The organism is Mycobacterium sp. NGS63 (genome assembly GCF_059812295.1).
Genome location: NZ_JCALCJ010000005.1, coordinates 277,254 through 294,470, shown reverse-complemented (window position 1 = coordinate 294,470; position 17,217 = coordinate 277,254). Strand labels below are relative to the sequence as shown.

Annotated in this window: 19 protein-coding genes; 8 read left to right on the top strand and 11 right to left on the bottom strand. The window is 68.6% G+C overall.

The genetic code is table 11. The annotated features are described in order from the left end of the window. Positions 1 to 55: 55 nt before the first annotated feature. The 7 genes from AC5Y4Z_RS15460 (at position 56) to AC5Y4Z_RS15430 (ending at position 6,334) form a co-directional block, all read left to right on the top strand. Positions 56 to 676 (top strand): TetR/AcrR family transcriptional regulator, encoded by a 621-nt coding sequence (locus AC5Y4Z_RS15460; RefSeq protein ID WP_499965329.1) that lies wholly within the window; start codon positions 56 to 58, stop codon positions 674 to 676. Between the two features lie 106 nt (positions 677 to 782). Then, the gene (locus AC5Y4Z_RS15455; RefSeq protein ID WP_499965328.1) at positions 783 to 1,919 is read left to right on the top strand and encodes a phosphotransferase; all 1,137 of its coding nucleotides are present in this window, start codon (positions 783 to 785) and stop codon (positions 1,917 to 1,919) included. Positions 1,920 to 2,046: 127 nt separating this feature from the next. Then, complete coding sequence (locus AC5Y4Z_RS15450; RefSeq protein ID WP_499965327.1) at positions 2,047 to 3,819, top strand: N-acyl-D-amino-acid deacylase family protein; 1,773 nt, start codon at positions 2,047 to 2,049, stop codon at positions 3,817 to 3,819. Between the two features lie 10 nt (positions 3,820 to 3,829). Next, positions 3,830 to 5,137: an aromatic ring-hydroxylating oxygenase subunit alpha gene (locus AC5Y4Z_RS15445; protein ID WP_499965326.1), complete on the top strand. Its 1,308-nt coding sequence runs from the start codon at positions 3,830 to 3,832 to the stop codon at positions 5,135 to 5,137. Positions 5,138 to 5,175: 38 nt separating this feature from the next. After that, positions 5,176 to 5,397, top strand: coding sequence for a ribbon-helix-helix domain-containing protein (locus AC5Y4Z_RS15440; RefSeq protein WP_499965325.1), 222 nt, complete (start codon positions 5,176 to 5,178; stop codon positions 5,395 to 5,397). Then, the gene (locus AC5Y4Z_RS15435; protein ID WP_499965324.1) at positions 5,394 to 5,786 is read left to right on the top strand and encodes a PIN domain-containing protein; all 393 of its coding nucleotides are present in this window, start codon (positions 5,394 to 5,396) and stop codon (positions 5,784 to 5,786) included. The genes AC5Y4Z_RS15440 and AC5Y4Z_RS15435 overlap by 4 nt, the downstream gene beginning before the upstream one ends. A 167-nt stretch (positions 5,787 to 5,953) precedes the next feature. After that, a complete protein-coding gene (locus AC5Y4Z_RS15430) occupies positions 5,954 to 6,334 on the top strand; it encodes a hypothetical protein (RefSeq protein WP_499965323.1) in 381 nt (126 codons plus the stop codon). Position 6,335: 1 nt separating this feature from the next. Here the strand turns inward: AC5Y4Z_RS15430 and AC5Y4Z_RS15425 are convergent, their stop codons facing one another. From AC5Y4Z_RS15425 to AC5Y4Z_RS15375, 11 genes are read right to left on the bottom strand one after another with little or no spacing between them, the layout of a single operon-like run. After that, entirely contained in the window at positions 6,336 to 6,875 is a 540-nt protein-coding gene (locus AC5Y4Z_RS15425) for a carboxymuconolactone decarboxylase family protein (RefSeq protein ID WP_499965322.1), read from the bottom strand. 24 nt (positions 6,876 to 6,899) lie between these two features. Continuing rightward, entirely contained in the window at positions 6,900 to 7,745 is an 846-nt protein-coding gene (locus AC5Y4Z_RS15420) for a TauD/TfdA dioxygenase family protein (RefSeq protein WP_499965321.1), read from the bottom strand. A gap of 22 nt (positions 7,746 to 7,767) precedes the next feature. After that, the gene (locus tag AC5Y4Z_RS15415) at positions 7,768 to 8,103 is read right to left on the bottom strand and encodes a hypothetical protein (RefSeq protein WP_499965320.1); all 336 of its coding nucleotides are present in this window, start codon (positions 8,101 to 8,103) and stop codon (positions 7,768 to 7,770) included. Positions 8,104 to 8,106: 3 nt separating this feature from the next. Continuing rightward, on the bottom strand, positions 8,107 to 9,369 hold the full coding sequence (locus AC5Y4Z_RS15410; RefSeq protein ID WP_499965319.1) for an aromatic ring-hydroxylating oxygenase subunit alpha: 1,263 nt from the start codon (positions 9,367 to 9,369) through the stop codon (positions 8,107 to 8,109). Positions 9,370 to 9,424: 55 nt separating this feature from the next. After that, positions 9,425 to 10,168 carry an SDR family NAD(P)-dependent oxidoreductase gene (locus tag AC5Y4Z_RS15405; protein WP_499965318.1) on the bottom strand — a complete coding sequence of 248 codons (744 nt, stop codon included), beginning with the start codon at positions 10,166 to 10,168 and terminating at the stop codon, positions 9,425 to 9,427. 28 nt (positions 10,169 to 10,196) lie between these two features. Continuing rightward, entirely contained in the window at positions 10,197 to 11,246 is a 1,050-nt protein-coding gene (locus AC5Y4Z_RS15400; protein WP_499965317.1) for a 2Fe-2S iron-sulfur cluster-binding protein, read from the bottom strand. Between the two features lie 52 nt (positions 11,247 to 11,298). Further along, positions 11,299 to 12,375: an NAD-dependent epimerase/dehydratase family protein gene (locus AC5Y4Z_RS15395; protein ID WP_499965316.1), complete on the bottom strand. Its 1,077-nt coding sequence runs from the start codon at positions 12,373 to 12,375 to the stop codon at positions 11,299 to 11,301. Positions 12,376 to 12,385: 10 nt separating this feature from the next. Continuing rightward, positions 12,386 to 12,847, bottom strand: coding sequence for a MarR family winged helix-turn-helix transcriptional regulator (locus AC5Y4Z_RS15390; RefSeq protein ID WP_499965315.1), 462 nt, complete (start codon positions 12,845 to 12,847; stop codon positions 12,386 to 12,388). Continuing rightward, positions 12,844 to 14,097, bottom strand: coding sequence for a metal-dependent hydrolase family protein (locus tag AC5Y4Z_RS15385; protein ID WP_499965314.1), 1,254 nt, complete (start codon positions 14,095 to 14,097; stop codon positions 12,844 to 12,846). The genes AC5Y4Z_RS15390 and AC5Y4Z_RS15385 overlap by 4 nt, the downstream gene beginning before the upstream one ends. Then, a complete protein-coding gene (locus AC5Y4Z_RS15380) occupies positions 14,094 to 14,423 on the bottom strand; it encodes a hypothetical protein (protein WP_499965313.1) in 330 nt (109 codons plus the stop codon). The genes AC5Y4Z_RS15385 and AC5Y4Z_RS15380 overlap by 4 nt, the downstream gene beginning before the upstream one ends. 2 nt (positions 14,424 to 14,425) lie before the next feature. After that, the gene (locus tag AC5Y4Z_RS15375; protein WP_499965312.1) at positions 14,426 to 15,691 is read right to left on the bottom strand and encodes an aromatic ring-hydroxylating oxygenase subunit alpha; all 1,266 of its coding nucleotides are present in this window, start codon (positions 15,689 to 15,691) and stop codon (positions 14,426 to 14,428) included. A 71-nt stretch (positions 15,692 to 15,762) separates the two neighbouring features. Here AC5Y4Z_RS15375 and AC5Y4Z_RS15370 point away from each other — a divergent pair, with 71 nt between their 5' ends. Then, positions 15,763 to 17,214 (top strand): aldehyde dehydrogenase, encoded by a 1,452-nt coding sequence (locus tag AC5Y4Z_RS15370; RefSeq protein ID WP_499965311.1) that lies wholly within the window; start codon positions 15,763 to 15,765, stop codon positions 17,212 to 17,214. Positions 17,215 to 17,217 lie beyond the last annotated feature (3 nt).

The window sequence follows — 17,217 nt, the reverse complement described above, 5'->3', positions numbered from 1 at the left end:
AACGGGTCGACATCAGATACCGAAGTAGCACAACGCATCCCGTACCATCGGCGCCATGGAACCGAGCCGGTGGTGGGGAGCCGACCGCGCGATCCTCGACGACGAGGAGGCCCGCAGGCGGATCCTCGACGCCGCGGGCCGCTGCATCGTGCGCCGCGGCAACACCCAGTTCCGGATGGGCGAAGTGGCCGACGAGGCAGGCGTGTCGCGCTCGACGGTATACCGGTACTTCCCCGGCCGCGACGACGTCCTGCTGGGCCTGATGCTGATGCGGGTCGACAACGCGCTCGGCGAGCTGGTGCGCTCGCTGCCGGCGCCCGACGACCCGGTTCGGTCGGTTCCGGAGATGGTCCTGGCCCGCGTCGAGTCGGTGGACGGCAACCCGCTGAACGAGGCGCTGTTCGCCGCCGAGAGCACCGCGGTGGCCTCGGCCCTGGGGAAAAGCTCGGAGCCGTTCGTGGAGGTGCTGCTGCGGCACTACGAACCACTGCTGACGCGGTGGCGGGCGGCGGGGCGCCTGCACGGCGACCTGGACTTTCGATCAATCGTCGAGTGGCTGCACAGCACGACGCTGTTCCTGCTGGCACCCTCGTGGCGGCGCCGCCCGGTGGCCGACAAACGCGAATTCGTCGAGCAGTTCGTGGTGCGGGCCCTGGTGCCACAGATCAGACAATAACCGCGGATTGTCTGAAGTCCAGACGTTCTGCTATTTTTGTCTGACGGGATGCTGCGCCGGTGCTCCCCCCGACCGGCGCAGGGTCCCGAACCAGGACGGTGTGGATATGAAAAACGCTGTGGGACAGGCTCTTTCGTTCGTGGGCCTGGCCGCTCACCTGGGCCGCGGCGTCGGCCGGGTGACCACCGACGCGCTGGTGGGCGCCCGCCTGGGATTGCCCCGCACGGTCGACGACATCGACGCCCGGGTCCTGTCCAAGGTCATGGGAACCACCGTCCGGACGGTGCGCATCCTGGGCCGGGACGCGGGGACGTCGTCGCGGGCCCGGCTCGTGCTGACCGGCAAGGACGTGCCCGAGTCGGTGTTCGTCAAGGTCGCCGCCGAGACCGCGGCCACCCGCCTGATGGGTGAACTCGGGCGGCTCGGCGACACCGAGGTGCGCTTCTACAGCCAGCTCGCACCACAAGTTCACGGCGTCCCGCACGCCCACGGCGCGGCGTTCGACAGCTGGACGGGCCGGTACCTGTTGGTCCTCGAGGACCTGCCGGTCGAGTCGTGCGAATTCCCGGACACCCTGCACCCGCTTTCCCCCGACCGGGCCAGCCTCGTCATCGAATTGCTGGCCGGCCTGCACGCCGGCTTCTGGGACCGCCTGCCGCGCGACGGCCGCGGGCCGCTGGGCTGGCTGTACACCCCGTCGGGCGACGTGACCTCGCTGCTGACCGGCTCGCTGATGCACGCGTCGATCAAGCGCCTCGCCGAGCGCACCGACGTCCCGGTGGAAAACGGTCGGTTCATCGCCGACAACTACCGCGCGGTCGCGACGCTGATCGACACTCCCCCGCACACCGTCATGCACGGCGACGCCCACCCCGGCAACATGTACTTCCACGGCGGCAAGGCGGGGCTGCTGGACTGGCAGGCGGTGCGGCGCGGACATCCCTCACGCGAGCTGGCGTACACGCTGATCACCAGCCTGACGACCGAGGACCGCCGGGCGACGCAACGCGAACTGCTCGACGACTACCGGCGCGCGCTGGCGGCGGCGGGCGGGCCCGACCTCGACCGCGACGATCTGTGGCTGCGGTACCGGCAGGCCGCCCTGTACGCGTACGTGGCCCCGCTGATCACCGCGGGGATGGGCGGAATGCAGGCCGAGGGCATCGCCATGGAAGGCCTGCGGCGCGGTGTCGCGGCGCTCGACGACCTGGAAACCGTTGCCGCCCTCAAGGGTTCTTTGTAGGGCTGGGCGAATTCGGCCGAAGCTATTGCCTTCGCCGCGCCACGAGTTACGCTACCTACCGTAGCGAAATGCTGGGCGCCTTCCGCTCATCCCTCCGAGACAGCCCGCGGCGGCGAAGAGGAGTCTCATGTTCGACCTGAAGATCACCGGCGGCACCGTCGTCGACGGCACCGGCGCGCAGCGCTACCGGGCCGACATCGGCATCAAGGACGGCAAGATCGTCGACATAGTCCGCCTTCCAGACAACCCGAGCGCCGGCGACGCCGAGATGGCCGGCGAGGCAGCCGAAACCATCGACGCGACGGGTCATGTGGTGGCCCCCGGCTTCGTCGACATCCACACCCACTACGACGGCCAGGTCAGCTGGGACGGCCTGCTGGAGCCGTCCAGCGGGCACGGCGTCACCACGGTGGTCACCGGGAACTGCGGCGTCGGCTTCGCGCCGGTCCGGCCCGGCAGCGAGCAGTGGCTGATCGAGTTGATGGAGGGCGTCGAGGACATTCCGGGCACCGCGCTCACCGAGGGCATCACCTGGGGCTGGGAGAGCTACCCCGAATACCTCGACGCGATCGACAAACACCATTTCGCGATCGACGTCGGCAGCCAGGTCGCGCACGGCGCCATCCGCGCGTACGCCATGGGCGAGCGGGGCGCCCGCAACGAGCCCGCCACTCCCGACGACATCGCGGCCATGGCCCGTTTGGTCACCGAGGCGGTCGAGGCCGGCGCCCTTGGCTTTTCGACGTCGCGCACCATGGGCCACCGCGCGATGGACGGCGAACCCGTGCCCGGCACCTTCGCCGCCGAGGAAGAGCTGTTCGGCCTGGGCCGCGCCATGGCGGCCGGCGGCCAGGCCGTCTTCGAGCTGGCCCCGCAGGGCGCCGCGGGCGAGGACATCATCGGGCCCAAGAAGGAACTCGACTGGATGCGGCGGCTCAGCGGCGAGATCGACCGGCCGGTGTCGTTCGCCCTCATTCAGGTCGATGCCGACCCCAAGCTCTGGCGCGAGATGCTGGACCTGTCCGCCGACGCGCACGCGGCGGGCGCCCGCCTGTACCCCCAGATCGCGGCGCGCCCGTTCGGCATGATGATCGGTTTCCAGGGCCATCACGGCTTCAGCCATCGGCCCACCTACCGCCGGCTGGCCGCCGAATGCGGCCGCGCCGAGCTGGCGCAGCGGCTGGCCGACCCCGCCGTGAAGGCGGCGATCCTTGCCGAGGACGACCTGCCCGTCGACCCGACGTTGCTGTTCGACGGGATGTTCGCGCTGGTGCAGCACTCGCTGCACCGGCTCTACGCCCTGGGCAATCCGCCCGACTACGAGCCCACGCCCGACCGCACGGTCGCGGCGATCGCCAAGGCGCGCGGCGAGGACCCGCTGGCGACCCTCTACGACCTCATGCTCGAGTCCGACGCGACCAACATGCTGATGCTGCCGCTGTTCAACTACGCCGACGGCAACTGCGACGCGATCCGCGAGATGATGCTGCACCCCGCGGGAGTGCTGGGGCTCTCCGACGGCGGCGCCCACTGCGGGATGATCTGCGACGCTTCCTATCCCACCTTCCTGCTGACGCACTGGGCGCGGGACCGCCGCCGGGGCGAGAAGTTGCCGCTGGAGTACGTGATCCGCAAGCAGTCCCGCGACACCGCGCACCTGTTCGGGCTCACCGACCGCGGCACCATCGAGCCGGGCAAGAAGGCCGACATCAACGTCATCGACATGGACGCCCTGCGGCTGCACCCCGCGGCGATGGCCTTCGACCTGCCGGCCGGCGGAAACCGGATCCTGCAGGGCGCAAGCGGTTACGCGGCGACCATCGTCAGCGGGACGGTCACGCGCCGCAAGGACGTCGACACCGGGGCGCGGCCGGGACGGCTGGTGCGCGGAGCGCGCTAGGGGTCCCTCGATGGACGCGGACGCGATCGGCACCCCGCCCGACCGCCCCACCCTGGTGCCGGCCGAGCGCTACTACTCGCCGGCGTTCGCCGCGCTCGAGGTCGAGCGGATGTGGCCGAAAGTGTGGCAGCTGGCGTGCATGGTCGACCATGTCGCCGAGCCCGGCGACTACTTCGAATACCGCTGCGGCCCATACGGGGTGCTGATCGTCCGCGGGGACGACGGCGTGCTGCGCGCGTTCCAGAACGTCTGCCGCCATCGCGGCAACTCGCTGTGCGCCGGCTCGGGTTCGGGGCTGCGCGAGCTCAAGTGCGGATACCACGGCTGGACGTGGGACCTGGCCGGCGCCCTCAAGCGGGTCCCCAACCGCAAGGGCTTCGGCTCGCTGAAGATGTCCGACTTCCCGTTGATCCCGGCCCGGGTCGACGCCTGGGAGGGGATGGTCTTCGTCAACCTAGACCTCGGCGCGATGCCGCTGCTCGACTACCTGGAGGCGGTGCCCGACGACATCGCCTGGTGCCGGCTGGGCGACTTCCGCTGCTATGCCACCCTCACCGTCGACGTCGACGCGAACTGGAAGACGATCGCCGACGGGTACAGCGAGACCTACCACATCCAGACGCTGCATCCCGAGCTGCTGCGGTGCGTCGACGATATCCATGCGCCGCAACGGATCTGGGGTCACACCGGCAAGTCGGACCAGCCCTACGGCGTGCAGAGCCCCCGCTTCGGCGGCGCGTTGAGCGACGAAGAGGTGTGGGACGCCTACGTCTACACGCAGGGCGCGCTGATGGGGGCGGCCGAGGGCACCCCCTTCCCGGCCGACGAGCGCCGGCCCGGGCAGACGGTCGCCGACCTGATCGCCGAACGCACCCGGGCGTTCGCGGCTTCCCGCGGCGTCGACCTCGACTGGGCCGACACCGACCGGATCACCCGGCTGCACCAGTACAACGTGTTCCCGAACATGACGTTTCTGGCCAACGCCGACCACCTGACCATCATGTGCTCGCGGCCCGGGTCCGATCCCGATCACGGCGAGCTGGTCATCTTCCTGATGACCCGGATGGCGCCCGGCGCGCCGCGCGCCAAGCCGGCCGAGATGCGCACCACCGCCGGCGAGGCCGAGCCCGGCCTGGTGCTCACCCAGGACATCCGCCTGCTCGCCGGCCTGCAGCGCGGCCTGCACCAGCCCGGCTTCACCCACCTGGCGCTCTCCGGCGAGGAGCGGCGCGTGATCAACATGCACCGCAACCTCGAGCGCTACCTGGACCTGCCCGAGGCTGAGCGACTGCGCGATCGGATCGCCGCGCCTAAGTGATGTATACATCACTGCACGCGACGACGTATGATCGGCGCATGAAGCGGCTGCAGATCTACATCGAAGAAGAGCTGGATCAAGCCCTTGGCGCCGAGGCTCGCCGGCAGCGCAAATCGAAAGCCGCTCTCATCCGGGCGTACGTGGCCGATCGTCTTCGGGCGCGCGACCCGGACCCGGTCGATGCCTTCATCGGTTCATTCGACGGCGGAGCGGACCTATCCACGTCCATTGATGACGTGGTCTACGGAAAACGTGGATGATCTTCGTTGACACATCATTCTGGGCGGCTCTCGGGAACGCCACGGACGCCCACCACGCGACCGCCAAGGAACTCTGGGCCGGCAAGCCTTCCGTCGTCATGACGTCGAACCACGTGCTGGGCGAAACATGGACACTGCTCAATCGGCGCTGCGGCCATCGAGTCGCGGCTGCCGCGGCTGCCATTCGCTACAGCAGTCGCGTTCGGGTCGAACACGTGACGGCCGAGCTCGAGGAAGAGGCGTGGGAATGGCTGGCGCGACACGACGAGCGAGAGTATTCGTTCGTCGATGCCGCGAGTTTCGCGCTGATGCGTAAGAAGAAACTCCGCGAGGCGTACGCGTTCGACGAAGATTTCAGCGCGGCCGGGTTCATTGAGCTCAGGCCCTGAGCGCGCGGCCTCGGCCGCAGCATCGAAGCCAGTGTGGCGGATGTTGCGTTGATTCTGCGTTGAGGGCGTAGTCTTCTCGCACTTTGTCGCCATGGCCGCAGAATCAATCTTCGTTTCTTGGCTCAGACCTCCCGAAATCACGCCGAATCGAATTAGACTCCGGGCTTGTGACCACCCGGTCGAACGCCTGGGGCGACGAACGTGGTCATCTCCTGCATCAAATACAGCTGCGCTATCAGGCGCTCGGCCGCCGCAGGGCGCGGCGTCTGTGTCACCGTTTCGCGCGCGTAGGGGTCTACACCGCGCCGGAGCGCCTGCGGGCGATGCTGGCGGGCGTGCCGGTCGCGCGCGACGAAGTGACGGATGTGAATTTCGCCTTGATCGCGATGCAGTTGAACCGGGAGGCGCGCGGCGCGAAGCTGAAGCGCCTGAAGCGGCGCGGCACCCGCTCCCTGATGTTCGTGGGGCTGGTTCTGGTCGTGCTCAACTTCCTGTTCTGCCTCGCCTACATGTTGCTGAACCTGGCCCAGCAGGCCACACCGCTATAGATCAGTCCCGCGCATGGGGGTCTTCCTCCTGGATTCCGAACGTGTTGACCGCCATCGCGAGCAGGCGGTAGCCACCCACGGTGAACACCAGGTCCATGCGTTGGCGGTCATCGAAGTGGTGGCCGAGTTCCGCCCAAGTCGCATCGCAAATCGCGCTGTGCTCGTCGAGTTCGTCCACCGCGCGGACCACCAGCCGGTCCGGCTCCCGGCTCAGCCCGCCGTCGCGGATCGCGTCGATCTCCGCTGACGTCAGCCCCGCGCGGTGCGCGATCGGCACGTGGTGTGACCACAGGTAGTCGCAGTCGCACCGGTGCACGATGCGCAGCAACGCGACCTCGCGCACCCGCGCGCTCAGCGTGGAGTCCCGCAGCAGGTAGGCGTTGAAGCGCAGATACGCGCGGGTGAGGTCGGGGTGGCGGACCATGGTCGCCAGCACGTTGCCGGCGTCGCGCGCGTTGGCGCGCTGGGGCGGCAGCAGGGCCTTGACGGAGGCGCGGGCGTCGTCGTCCCAGTCGCCGTCGGGCAGCGGCGGCAGCCGCATATGGAGCTCCTCGGGTCGGTTGCTCTACTCGATCGGTTCGTTGCCGAGCACGGTGGTGCGCAGCATCTCCCGCGGAGAGTTCGGGTCGTAGGGCGCCGCCCGGTGCAGCACGCCCTGGTTGTCCCAGATGACGGTGTCACCGACCGACCAGTTGTGGCGGTACACCTTGTCGGGACTCGTTGAGCGGTCGAGCAATTCGGCCAACAGCGCGCGGCCCTCGTCGAGGTCCATGCCGACGATGTAGTCGGCCGAGGCGCCCAGCACCAACGACTTGCGGCCGCTGCGGTGCGTCCATACCAGGGGATGCTCGTGCGTGCGCCGCTGCCGCCAGCGCCGCACCTGCTCCGGCGTGGGGTCGGGGGTGACGCGGCGCTGGGAGGCCTCCAGGGAGTGCACCACCCGCAGCGAGCCGAACCGCCGCTTTTCCTCGTCGGTCAATTCCTCGTAGGCCGCATAGGAATTGGCGAATTCCGTCTCGCCGCCGCGTTCCGCGACCGCCACGGCCGACAGCAGGGTCGCCTTCTGTGGGCACTCGTCGTTGACGGGGGTGCAGCCGTCGATGTGCCAGTCGAAGGTGGCCCGAAGGTAGGCGGCCGACGAGTTCTTCGACGTGTCGAGCGTGATCGGGTAGATGCCCGCCACCGGGTGGTGGCCGTCGGACGAATAGTCCACCTCGCCGAGGCGGCGGCAGAACTCCACCTGCGCCTCGGGGTCTAGCCCGAGCCCGCCAAAGACCAAGACGCCGTTGTCCTCCAGCGCCTCCATCACCGCGGCGCCGAGCAGGTCATCGGAGGCCAACCGCTCGGCGTCCACGCCGAGGACTTCGGCGCCGACCGACGCGGTCAGTTTGTTGATGGTGATCAGGCTCATCGCCCGTCCTTTCTGGTGGGAGTCACGGCACTGGTTCGCCGACGCGGTCGAGGACGGCGTCGGCGGAGTCGGTGGGCTTGGGCTGGGCGAAGACTTCGACCGCCATCGCGACCATCACCAACGAATAGATCAGGTGCAGCAGGTGCAACGCGTCCTCGGGAAGGTCGTCGAGCGGGAACTTGTCGCAGTAGTCGATCGCCTCTTCCAGCCGGGGAAAGAACGCGTCGTAGAACTTGCGCATCTCGGGCATGCTGCTGGCCATCCGCTGGTTCCAGCGCTCGGCTTCGGTTGCCAGACACCAGGTTTGCGCGAACCCTTCGAGTTCGGCGAAGGCGCTGGGCAATAGGGGCTTGGTCATGGCTCACACCCCCGCCGGCTGCAGCTCGCGCTGATACCGCTCGACCCAGTCGACGACCTCCTTGTGCAGGTGGCGGACCAGGATCTCCTGGTCGTTGAGCGGGAACTCGTCGACGACGCCGGTTTCCAGGGCCGCCTGGGTCCCGCCGAGCATGCCGGCGTCCTGCAGGGCGAACTCCTTGAGCACCACCGCGGCCACTTCGTGCTCGATCCGCTCACGCACGGTGCGGGCGGGGTGAAACGCGGTGTACGCCTCGAACCGATGGGTGTTGTGCGACGTCGGCCAGTACCGGTAGAGCAGATACCAGCCGCCGTAGATCAAGATCTCGAGGTTGGGGAAGATCTGGAAGTTGCTGATGCCCCAGGGCTCGATGCCGCCGGGGTTGAGCCCGTCGGGCAGTTTACCGAGATCCGGTGTGCGCCAAGGCCCGACCAGCCCGCTGCGGGTGGCCCGTTCGATCGGGTACATGCATTCCGGTGCCAGCAGCCAGCGGCGGGTCCCCGCGGTGGAGACCACCCGGTGCGGCCCGTCGATCTGGAAGTGCGCGCACTCGAACCCGGCGTTGGGGTCGCGCACTTCCGACGGCACCTGCTGGGGATGCAGCGACGGGACGTGGTAGTACTCCTGGAAGGCGTCGGCGAAGATCTTCCAGTTGCTGTTGTTGTGCGCCAGAAAGTCGTAGCGCTCGGTGAGCGCCCCGAACGGGTAGTCGTCGAGCCCGGTGATCATCGGCCCGAGGAACTCACGCAGGCCTTGGCGCGGGTGCTCGTCGAGGTTGATGAAGATGAAGCCGTTCCACACGTCGCAGTGCACCGGCCGCAGGCCGTAGTCGTCGGTGTCGAGGTCGAAGAACTCCGAGTCCTGCTGCACGAACGTCAGCGCGCCGTTGAGGTCGTAGCGCCACCCGTGGTACTTGCAGGTGAACTGCCGGCAGGTCCCGCGGGCTTCCTCGCGCGGAAAGTCGTTCCACACCAACTTGTTACCGCGGTGGCGGCAGACGTTGTAAAAGGCGCGGACCACCTCGTCCTTGCCCTTGACCACGATGACCGACGCGCGCGCGGCCTCGATCTCCTTGGTGAAGTAGCTGCCGGCTTTCGGCAGCTCCTCGACGCGCCCGACGTTGAGCCAGGCCCGTTTGAAGATCGCCTCCCGTTCGAGGTCGTAGAACTCCGGCGACGTCGAATCCCGGAAGGAGATCGGTCCGGTACCCAGCTCCGGGTAGTGCTCGGTCCAGCTGCCCTCCGCCGGCTTAGGCCATCGACCCATCAGAATCCGCCTCTCTTGAAGGTTTTCCGTGGCTGTCCGAAATCATCTGCTCTGCTCACATCACGGCCCCACCGTTGATCCCGAGCACCTGGCCGGTGATGAAGCCGGCCTCCTCCGAACACAAGAAGCCCACCGCCGCGGCGATGTCGTCGCCGGTGCCGAGGTGGCCCATGGGGATCCGGGCGGCCATCTCCTCGTTGGAGCGCACGTTCCCGTCGGCCTGCGACTGCCGTTGCATCGGGGTGTCGATGCCCGACGGGGGGATGTTGTTCACCGTGATGCCCAGCCGCGCGTACTCGTTGGCCAGCGACTTGGTCAGCGTGATCACCGCGCCCTTGGAGGCCGCGTAGTGGGCCATCCTCGGTGATCCGCGCTGCGCGCTGGACGACGAAATCATCACGATGCGGCCCCATTTGGCGGCGATCATGTCGGGCAGCGCCACCTGGCAGCAGTGGAAGGTGCCGTTGAGGTTGACGTCGATGATCCGCGTCCACGCCTCCGGTTTGATGTCGATGAAGTCGTCGAAGCCGACCGCCCCGGCGCTGGTCACCAGGATGCCCACGGGCCCCAGCTCGTTGCGCACCTTGGCGAAGGCCTCCTCCACCGCGGGGCGGTCGGTGACGTCGACGGCGACGCCGAGCGCCGCGACCCCGTCACCGCGCAGCTCCTCGGAAACCCGCTGCGCCGCTTCACCGTTGACGTCGAGCACCGCGACCTTGTGCCCGCGCCGGCCCAGCTCGTGGCACGTGGCCTCGCCCATGCCCGACGCGCCGCCCGTCACCACCGCCACCCGCGTCATCGTGTGTGCCTCACTGTTGTCCGTCCCATCACTCGTAGACCACCGTGACCGTTCGGCTGGTCGGCACCGACTGGCAGGTCAAGACCCAGCCGTCGGCGACCTCCTCCTCGGTCAGTGCGTCGTTGTTGATCATTCGCGCGCTGCCCTCGGTCAGCCGGGCCATGCACGTTCCGCAGGAACCGGTTTCGCACGACGACGGCGCCCGCAGTCCCGCCGAGCGCGCCGTCTGCAGCAGGGTCTCGCCGCCGCGGTAGGCGACCCTGGTCTTCTGGCGGTCGAGATGGATGGTTACCTCCGCGGTGGCCGGACCTCCGGCCGGGGCTTGGGGCACCTGCGGAATGTCGAAGCGCTCCAAGTGGACTCGGTCGCGGGGCACGCCGCTGCCGAGCACGGCCCCCTCCGCGATGTCCATGAAGGCCGCGGGCCCGCAGATGTAGACGTCGGCGTGGTCGGGACGCCCTAGGAACCCGTTGATCTGGTCCGCGCGGACCACCCCGCTGTCGTCGTCGACGTGGTGCTCGACCACCAGCCGGTCGGGGTGGTGCGCTGCCAGCCGGGCCAGCGCGTCGGCGAAGATGACCGAATCTCGGCTGCGGTTGGCATAGAACAGCCGGACCGTCCGGCTCGTGTTCGCCAACGCCCAGCGGATCAGCGAGAAAACCGGGGTGATGCCGCTGCCCCCGGCGAAGGCCACCAGGTCGCGATCGCTGTCATGCAGGACGAAGCGCCCGGCCGGCGGTTCCGCGTGGATTTCGTCGCCGGCCGATGCGGTGTCGTTGATCCAGTTCGAGACCACCCCGCCGGCGTCGCGTTTGACCGTGATGCGCAGGTCCTCCCCCGCGACCGGCGTCGACGACATGGAGTAGCAGCGCCGGTGTTCGAGGCCGTTCACCCGAACCCGCAGCGTGAGGAATTGGCCGGCCTGGTAGCAGAACCGGGGCTCGTCCGAGGCGGGCACGTCGAGCACCAGCGACACGGCGTCGCCGGTTTCCCGCACCACCCGCTTGATGCGCAGCGCCGCGAAACCGTCGGCCGCCGAATCGTCTTGGGGATCCGGACCTCCACCTGGCTGTCCCATCCGCGTCAGAGTATCAAGCACTTGTCATAGTTATCAAGTACTTGACATAGGCCTAGGGCGCGGTGGCGTCCAGGCTGGGTTCGCCGTATCGCGCGCGCAGCCCGGGCCACGGATCGGCGTACTCGCCGGGCCGATCGCGGTAGGCGCATCGGCGGTTGAGCGCGCTGCGCACGAGCGGGGCGGCCAGCCGCATCGGGTAGCGCTTCCAGCCCGCGATCGCCCGCATCTCCTCGAGCATGTCCGGCCACGAATGCCGCTGAAACGACAGGGCCTCCTGGGCCCGGCTGACGTCCATCCAGCAGTTGAGGAACCAGTCGTCGTCGCCGTCGGGATTTCCCGGCCGCCCGCACATCGCCTCGCTCAGTCCTTGCAGCCCCCGCGCGTCCCCCGGACCCTCTGTCGTGTCCCGCTGCGTCAACAGGTGTGACTCGTCGCCGGCGACCAGCAGGGTTTCCCCGACGACGTTCGCGGTCGTTGCCGCCGCCAGTGCGACGGCAACATCGCGCGAGTCGACGGAGTGCACCCGTTCATCCGTCGGCAGCAGGCTGCCGAAAAACGCGATGTCGGTGTCGAAGTGCTCTTCGGCCGGATCGACGGTGAACACCGCACCGAGCCGCGCGATCACCCACTCCAGGCCCGACGCCCGGACCGCCTGCTCGGCTTCGAGCTTGTGCCCGCCGTACAGATCGCACGGCCGGGTCGGCGTGTCGGGGCGACACAGCTCCGGGAACCGATGCGGGTTGGGCGCGCCGTACACGGCCGAGCTCGACGCGTGCACGAAACGCGGCGGATTCGGCAGGGCCTCGGCGCTGCGCACCAGGGCCGCGGTCGCGTCGACGTTGACCTTGCGGGCAAAGACGGCGTCGCGATATATCCCGGGCGGGATGACGGCCGCGAGGTGGATGATCGCGGTCGGCTTGACCTCGGCGACCACCCGCTCGATGTCGGCGGGATCGGCGAGATCGGCCCAGCGAAGGTCCACACCGGCCGGGAGTCGTTGCGCGGCTTTGCGATTGGCCGGGCTGTCGCGGCCGGTCGCGATCACCCGGCGGCCGTCGGCCGCCAGCCGCTTCACCATCGCCGAGCCGACCAGGCCAAAGGCACCGGTGACAAGTACCGCCTCAGCCATCACGCGCCGATCAGGATTCGTTGCGCTCGCTGAGCAACGTGTGTCCGGTGCCCTTCTCGACTACGCGGGCGAGCAGATCGTGCAGCAGCTGTTGTTCGTCTTCGGTCAGCACCCCGAACACGCTCTCGTGGGCGGCGATCGCATCGGCCAGCACCGCCGCGGTGACGGCGCGTCCCTCGTCGGTGAGGTAAGTCTGCATGATCCGTCCGTGCTGCGGATCCTGCTTGCGCTCCACCAGGCCGCGCCTCTCGAGTGCGGACAGGGCGAGCTGGACTCCTTGCGGGCTGATCAGCAGCCGGCGGGCCAGCTCGGCGCCCGACAGGCCGGGGTCGTCGGCAAGCTGGCGCATCAGACCGATCTGGGCGGTCGTCACACCGTGTCCGCTGATGGCCTCGTTGACGGTGGTGAGCGAGAAGTGGAACGCCTGCTTGAGCAGCCACAGGATGTTGTCGGTGAGCTCGGCGGGGTTCATGCGCCCGGCTCCGAAACCCGGTGCACGCGGCCGTCTTTCATGACAAAGCGAACGTCGAGGGTGGTCGCGATGTCCCGCGAGGGATCCCCCGGCACCGCGATGACGTCGGCGAGATAACCGGGGGCGAGGCGCCCCAGCTCGTGCTCGGCCTCGATCAGCTCGGCGCTGGTCACCGTCGCCGCGCGGATCGCCTGCATCGGCGTCATGCCGCGGTCCACCAGCGCGCACAGCTCCTTGGCATTCTGGCCGTGCGGGATGGCCGGCGCGTCGGTCCCGCAGGCGATGCGTACGCCGGCGGCAATCGCCTTGGGCAGCATGGACTTTGCCCGCGGGAACACCTCGTTGGCCTTCTTGCGCAGTTCCGGCGCGATCCGGTCCACGGCCATCGCCTCGGTCAGATACGTAGTCGACACCAGGAAGGTGCCGTGGTCGACCATCATCTGGATCGTGTCGTCGGTGGCCAGAAAGCCATGTTCGATGCAGTCGATGCCCGCCCTGATGCAGGCGCGGATGGCGGTGTCGCCGACGGCGTGCGCGGCGACGCGGACGCCGGCGCGGTGCGCCTCGTCGGCGATGGCGGCGAACTCCTCGTCGGAGTACTGCTGGGCGCCGGGCGCGGTGCTGTGCGACATCACGCCGCCGGACGCCGACACCTTGATCAGCTTGGCGCCGTGGCGAATCTGGTAGCGCACGCACGCCCGGACGTCGGGCACCCCGTTGGCGATTCCCTCGGCCACGCTCAGCGGCATGATGCCCGGGGCCAGCCGTTGAAAGACCGTCGGGTCCAGGTGCCCGCCGTACGGCGTGACGGCGTGGCCGGCCGGCACGATCCGCGGACCGGCGTGCCAGCCCTGGTCGATCGCGCGCTGCAGCGCCACGTCCAGCAGGTACCCGCCGGTCTTGACCATCAGACCGAGGTTGCGCACCGTGGTGAAGCCCGCGTCGAGGGTGGTGCGGGCGTTGACGGCGCCGCGCAGCGTGCGGTACGCCGGGTCGTCCTGCACGCCGTGCATCGGGTTCGGCAGGCCCTCCGGCCCGCCGGGGCCGCCGATCAGCAGGTTGAGCTCCATGTCCATCAGGCCCGGCAGCAGCGTCACGTCGCCGAGGTCGATCTCCGTCGCCGAATCCGGCGGCGGCTCAACGGGATTGACGGCGCTGATCCGGTCGCCCTCGATCACCAGCACGGCCGGCGAGCGGACCTCGCCGGCGTCGACGTCGGCCCAGCGCGAGGCCCGCAGCACGATGGTCACGGGACGGGTTCGGAGACGCAGTCGAGGCTGGAGGCGCCCGAGTCCGGCACCCGCGGCTGTTTCCAGCATTCCACCGGGAAGGACACCATGATCATCGAATACAGCAGGTGCATCAGGTTGGTGACGTCCTCGGGCAGGTCGTCCAGCGGGAACTTGTCGCAGTAGGCAATGGCTTCCTCGGCCCGCGGGGTGATGGCGTCGTAGAAGGCCTGCATCTCGGGCATGGAACTGTCCAGCCGCTTCTGGTAGCGCTGCGGCTCGCTGTCCAGGCACCAGGCGGAGAACGGCTCCAGGTCGGCGAATTCGCTTGGCAGTTTGGCGGTCACGGCTACACCCCCGCCGTCTGGCTCTGGTAGTCGGCGATCCAGCCGGCGGTCTCCTTGTGCAGGTGGCGGATCAGTATCTCCTGGTCGTTGAGCAGGAATTCGCGCACCACGCCGGACTCGATCATGCCCTGAGTGGCCTCCAGCGTGTTGGCGTCCTGCAACCCGTATTCCTTGAACGTCACCGCGGCGAGTTCCTGGGCGATCCGCTCACGCGGCGTGCGGGGCTGGGGGAAATACAGCGTCCCCTCGAAGACGTGGGTGTTGTACGACGTCGGCCAGTAGTGGTAGGTCAAATACCAGCCCTGGCCCCAGAACAGGACGACGAAGTTCGGAAACAGCTGGAACGAGTCCAGGCCCCAGGGGTCGCACTTGGCCGGGTTGATCCCCGGGGGCAGCTCGCCGAGATCCGGTTTGTCCCATGGCCCGAACAGTCCGCTTTGGCAGATGTCCTCCATGGGCTTGCGCATCTCGGCGTCCATTTCCCAGGCCCGGATTCCGGACGTGCTGACCAGGCGGTGCGGGCCCTCGATGCGGTAGTGCGGCGCCTCGAAACCCGCTTCGGCCGCGGCCTTGGAGTAGGTGGTCGGTGACTGGTTCGCGTGCAACACCGGCGCGTGGTAGAACTCCTGGAACGCGTCCATGTAGAGCTTCCAGTTGGCGTTCACCTCCGAGCGGTACAGCCACCGGGATGTCATCTGGCCGAACGGATAACCCTCCAGGTCGGTGATCATCGGCCCGAGGAATTCGCGCAGCGACTGCTCGGGCTGCGGCGCGAAGTTGACGAAGATGAACCCCTCCCACACGTCGCAGTGCACCGGCACCAGCCCGTAGCGGTCCTTGTCGAGGTCGAAGAACTCGTTCTCCTGCTGCACGAAGGTCAGCTTGCCGTCCAGGTCGTAGCGCCAGGCGTGGTATTTGCAGGTGAACTGCCGGCACACGCCGCTCGTCTCCTCGAGCGGCATGTCGTTCCACACCAGCTTGTTGCCGCGGTGCCGGCAGATGTTGTGGAACGCCTTGACCTCACCCTGGGTGTTGCGCACCACGATGATCGACGTGTTGGCGACCTTGAGTTCCTTGGTGAAATAGCTGCCCTTGCGTGGAAGGCTTTCCACGCGGCCAACATTCAGCCATGCGCGCTTGAAGATCGCCGCGCGCTCCAGCTCGTAGACCTCGGGGCTGATCGAATCCTGATAGGACACCGGCCCGGTGCCGAGATCGGGATAGTGCTGGGTCCAGCTGCCTTCGGGCGGCTTGGGGAAGCGGGGCATATCTGCCGACCGTATATGCTCTACACCACAATCGCAAGTAGTTGATATTGCTGTCCTGAGGAGGATCCGAAGTGCGCCGACATGACGCCCTATTCATCGGTGGGACGTGGTCCTCACCCGGCAGCGGCGACACCATCGAGGTGATTTCGCCGCACACCGAGTCGCCCATCGCCGAGGTAGCCGCGGCGGGCCCCGCCGACGTGGACGCCGCTGTCGCGAGCGCGCGCACGGCCTTCGACGAGGGACCCTGGCCCCGCCTGGACCCCGCCCACCGCATCGAAGCCGTGCGGCGGCTCGCGAAACTCTATGGGGCACAACGCTCCCAGATGGCCGAGCTCATCACCGCCGAAATCGGTGCGCCCATCAGCTTCGCCCAGCGCGCCCAGGTCGGGCTGCCGGCGATGATGATGTCCGCGTTCTGCGATCTTGCCGAACGCTTCCCGTGGCGGGAGACGCGCCCCGGTTTCTACGGAGCCGACCTCGACATCCGCCGCGAACCGGTCGGCGTGGTCGCCGCGATCGTCCCCTGGAACATGCCGCAGTTCCTCATCGTCACCAAGCTGATCCCGGCGCTGCTGGCCGGATGCTGCGTCGTCGTGAAGCCGGCCCCGGAGTCTCCCCTCGACGCGCTGCTGCTCGCCGAGCTGCTGCACGAGGCCGAACTTCCGGCCGGCGTGGTCAGCGTGCTGCCCGGCGACGCGGCCGTCGGCGAGCGGCTGATCCGCCACCCCGGCGTGGACAAGGTGTCGTTCACCGGCTCGACCACCGCGGGCAAGGCGGTCGCGGCGGCGTGTGCGGCCGACCTCAAGCGGGTCAGCCTGGAACTCGGCGGCAAGTCCGCGGCGATCGTGCTCGACGACGCCGACCCCGCGGGGGTCGCCACCGCCATCCGGTCGGCGAGCCTGTCCAACTGCGGCCAGATCTGCAACGCGCTGACGCGAATCCTGCTGCCCGCCAGCCGAAGCGCCGAGTTCGTCGACGCGCTGGCCACCGAGATGGAGTCGCTGCGCATCGGCGACCCGGCCGATCCGGCGACGCAGCTCGGGCCGCTGGTCGCCCGGCGCCAGCAAGAGCGCGTCCGCGGCTACATCGCCGAGGGCCGGCGCGAGGGGGCCCGCGTCGTCACTGGCGGCGCCGACCTGCCCGACGGCATCGACAGCGGCTGGTATGTGCGGCCGACGTTGTTCGCCGACGCCGACAACGCCATGCGCATCGCCCGCGAGGAGATCTTCGGCCCGGTGCTGACCGCCATCGCCTACCGCGACGAGGACGAGGCCGTCGCGATCGCCAACGATTCCGACTTCGGGCTGGCCGGATCGGTGTTCACCGCCGATCACGGGCGTGGGGTCGGCATCGCCGGGCGCGTTCGCACCGGAACCTTCGGGGTCAATCAGGGCTACACCATGGATCCGTTCGCGCCCTTCGGCGGCGTCAAGGGCAGCGGATACGGGCGCGAGCTCGGCGCCGAGGGGATCGACGGCTACACGGTCCTCAAGTCGATCTCCGTGGCGGCGCCGCAGTAGCGA

Coding starts and splice junctions, on each gene's coding strand:
- AC5Y4Z_RS15415 (WP_499965320.1), bottom strand. CDS start 8,103: ATGACCAAGCCCCTATTGCCCAGCGCCTTCGCCGAACTCGAAGGGTTC.
- AC5Y4Z_RS15460 (WP_499965329.1), top strand. CDS start 56: ATGGAACCGAGCCGGTGGTGGGGAGCCGACCGCGCGATCCTCGACGAC.
- AC5Y4Z_RS15420 (WP_499965321.1), bottom strand. CDS start 7,745: ATGAGCCTGATCACCATCAACAAACTGACCGCGTCGGTCGGCGCCGAA.
- AC5Y4Z_RS15375 (WP_499965312.1), bottom strand. CDS start 15,691: ATGCCCCGCTTCCCCAAGCCGCCCGAAGGCAGCTGGACCCAGCACTAT.
- AC5Y4Z_RS15445 (WP_499965326.1), top strand. CDS start 3,830: ATGGACGCGGACGCGATCGGCACCCCGCCCGACCGCCCCACCCTGGTG.
- AC5Y4Z_RS15390 (WP_499965315.1), bottom strand. CDS start 12,847: ATGAACCCCGCCGAGCTCACCGACAACATCCTGTGGCTGCTCAAGCAG.
- AC5Y4Z_RS15450 (WP_499965327.1), top strand. CDS start 2,047: ATGTTCGACCTGAAGATCACCGGCGGCACCGTCGTCGACGGCACCGGC.
- AC5Y4Z_RS15405 (WP_499965318.1), bottom strand. CDS start 10,168: ATGACGCGGGTGGCGGTGGTGACGGGCGGCGCGTCGGGCATGGGCGAG.
- AC5Y4Z_RS15440 (WP_499965325.1), top strand. CDS start 5,176: ATGAAGCGGCTGCAGATCTACATCGAAGAAGAGCTGGATCAAGCCCTT.
- AC5Y4Z_RS15435 (WP_499965324.1), top strand. CDS start 5,394: ATGATCTTCGTTGACACATCATTCTGGGCGGCTCTCGGGAACGCCACG.
- AC5Y4Z_RS15400 (WP_499965317.1), bottom strand. CDS start 11,246: ATGGGACAGCCAGGTGGAGGTCCGGATCCCCAAGACGATTCGGCGGCC.
- AC5Y4Z_RS15410 (WP_499965319.1), bottom strand. CDS start 9,369: ATGGGTCGATGGCCTAAGCCGGCGGAGGGCAGCTGGACCGAGCACTAC.
- AC5Y4Z_RS15395 (WP_499965316.1), bottom strand. CDS start 12,375: ATGGCTGAGGCGGTACTTGTCACCGGTGCCTTTGGCCTGGTCGGCTCG.
- AC5Y4Z_RS15455 (WP_499965328.1), top strand. CDS start 783: ATGAAAAACGCTGTGGGACAGGCTCTTTCGTTCGTGGGCCTGGCCGCT.
- AC5Y4Z_RS15425 (WP_499965322.1), bottom strand. CDS start 6,875: ATGCGGCTGCCGCCGCTGCCCGACGGCGACTGGGACGACGACGCCCGC.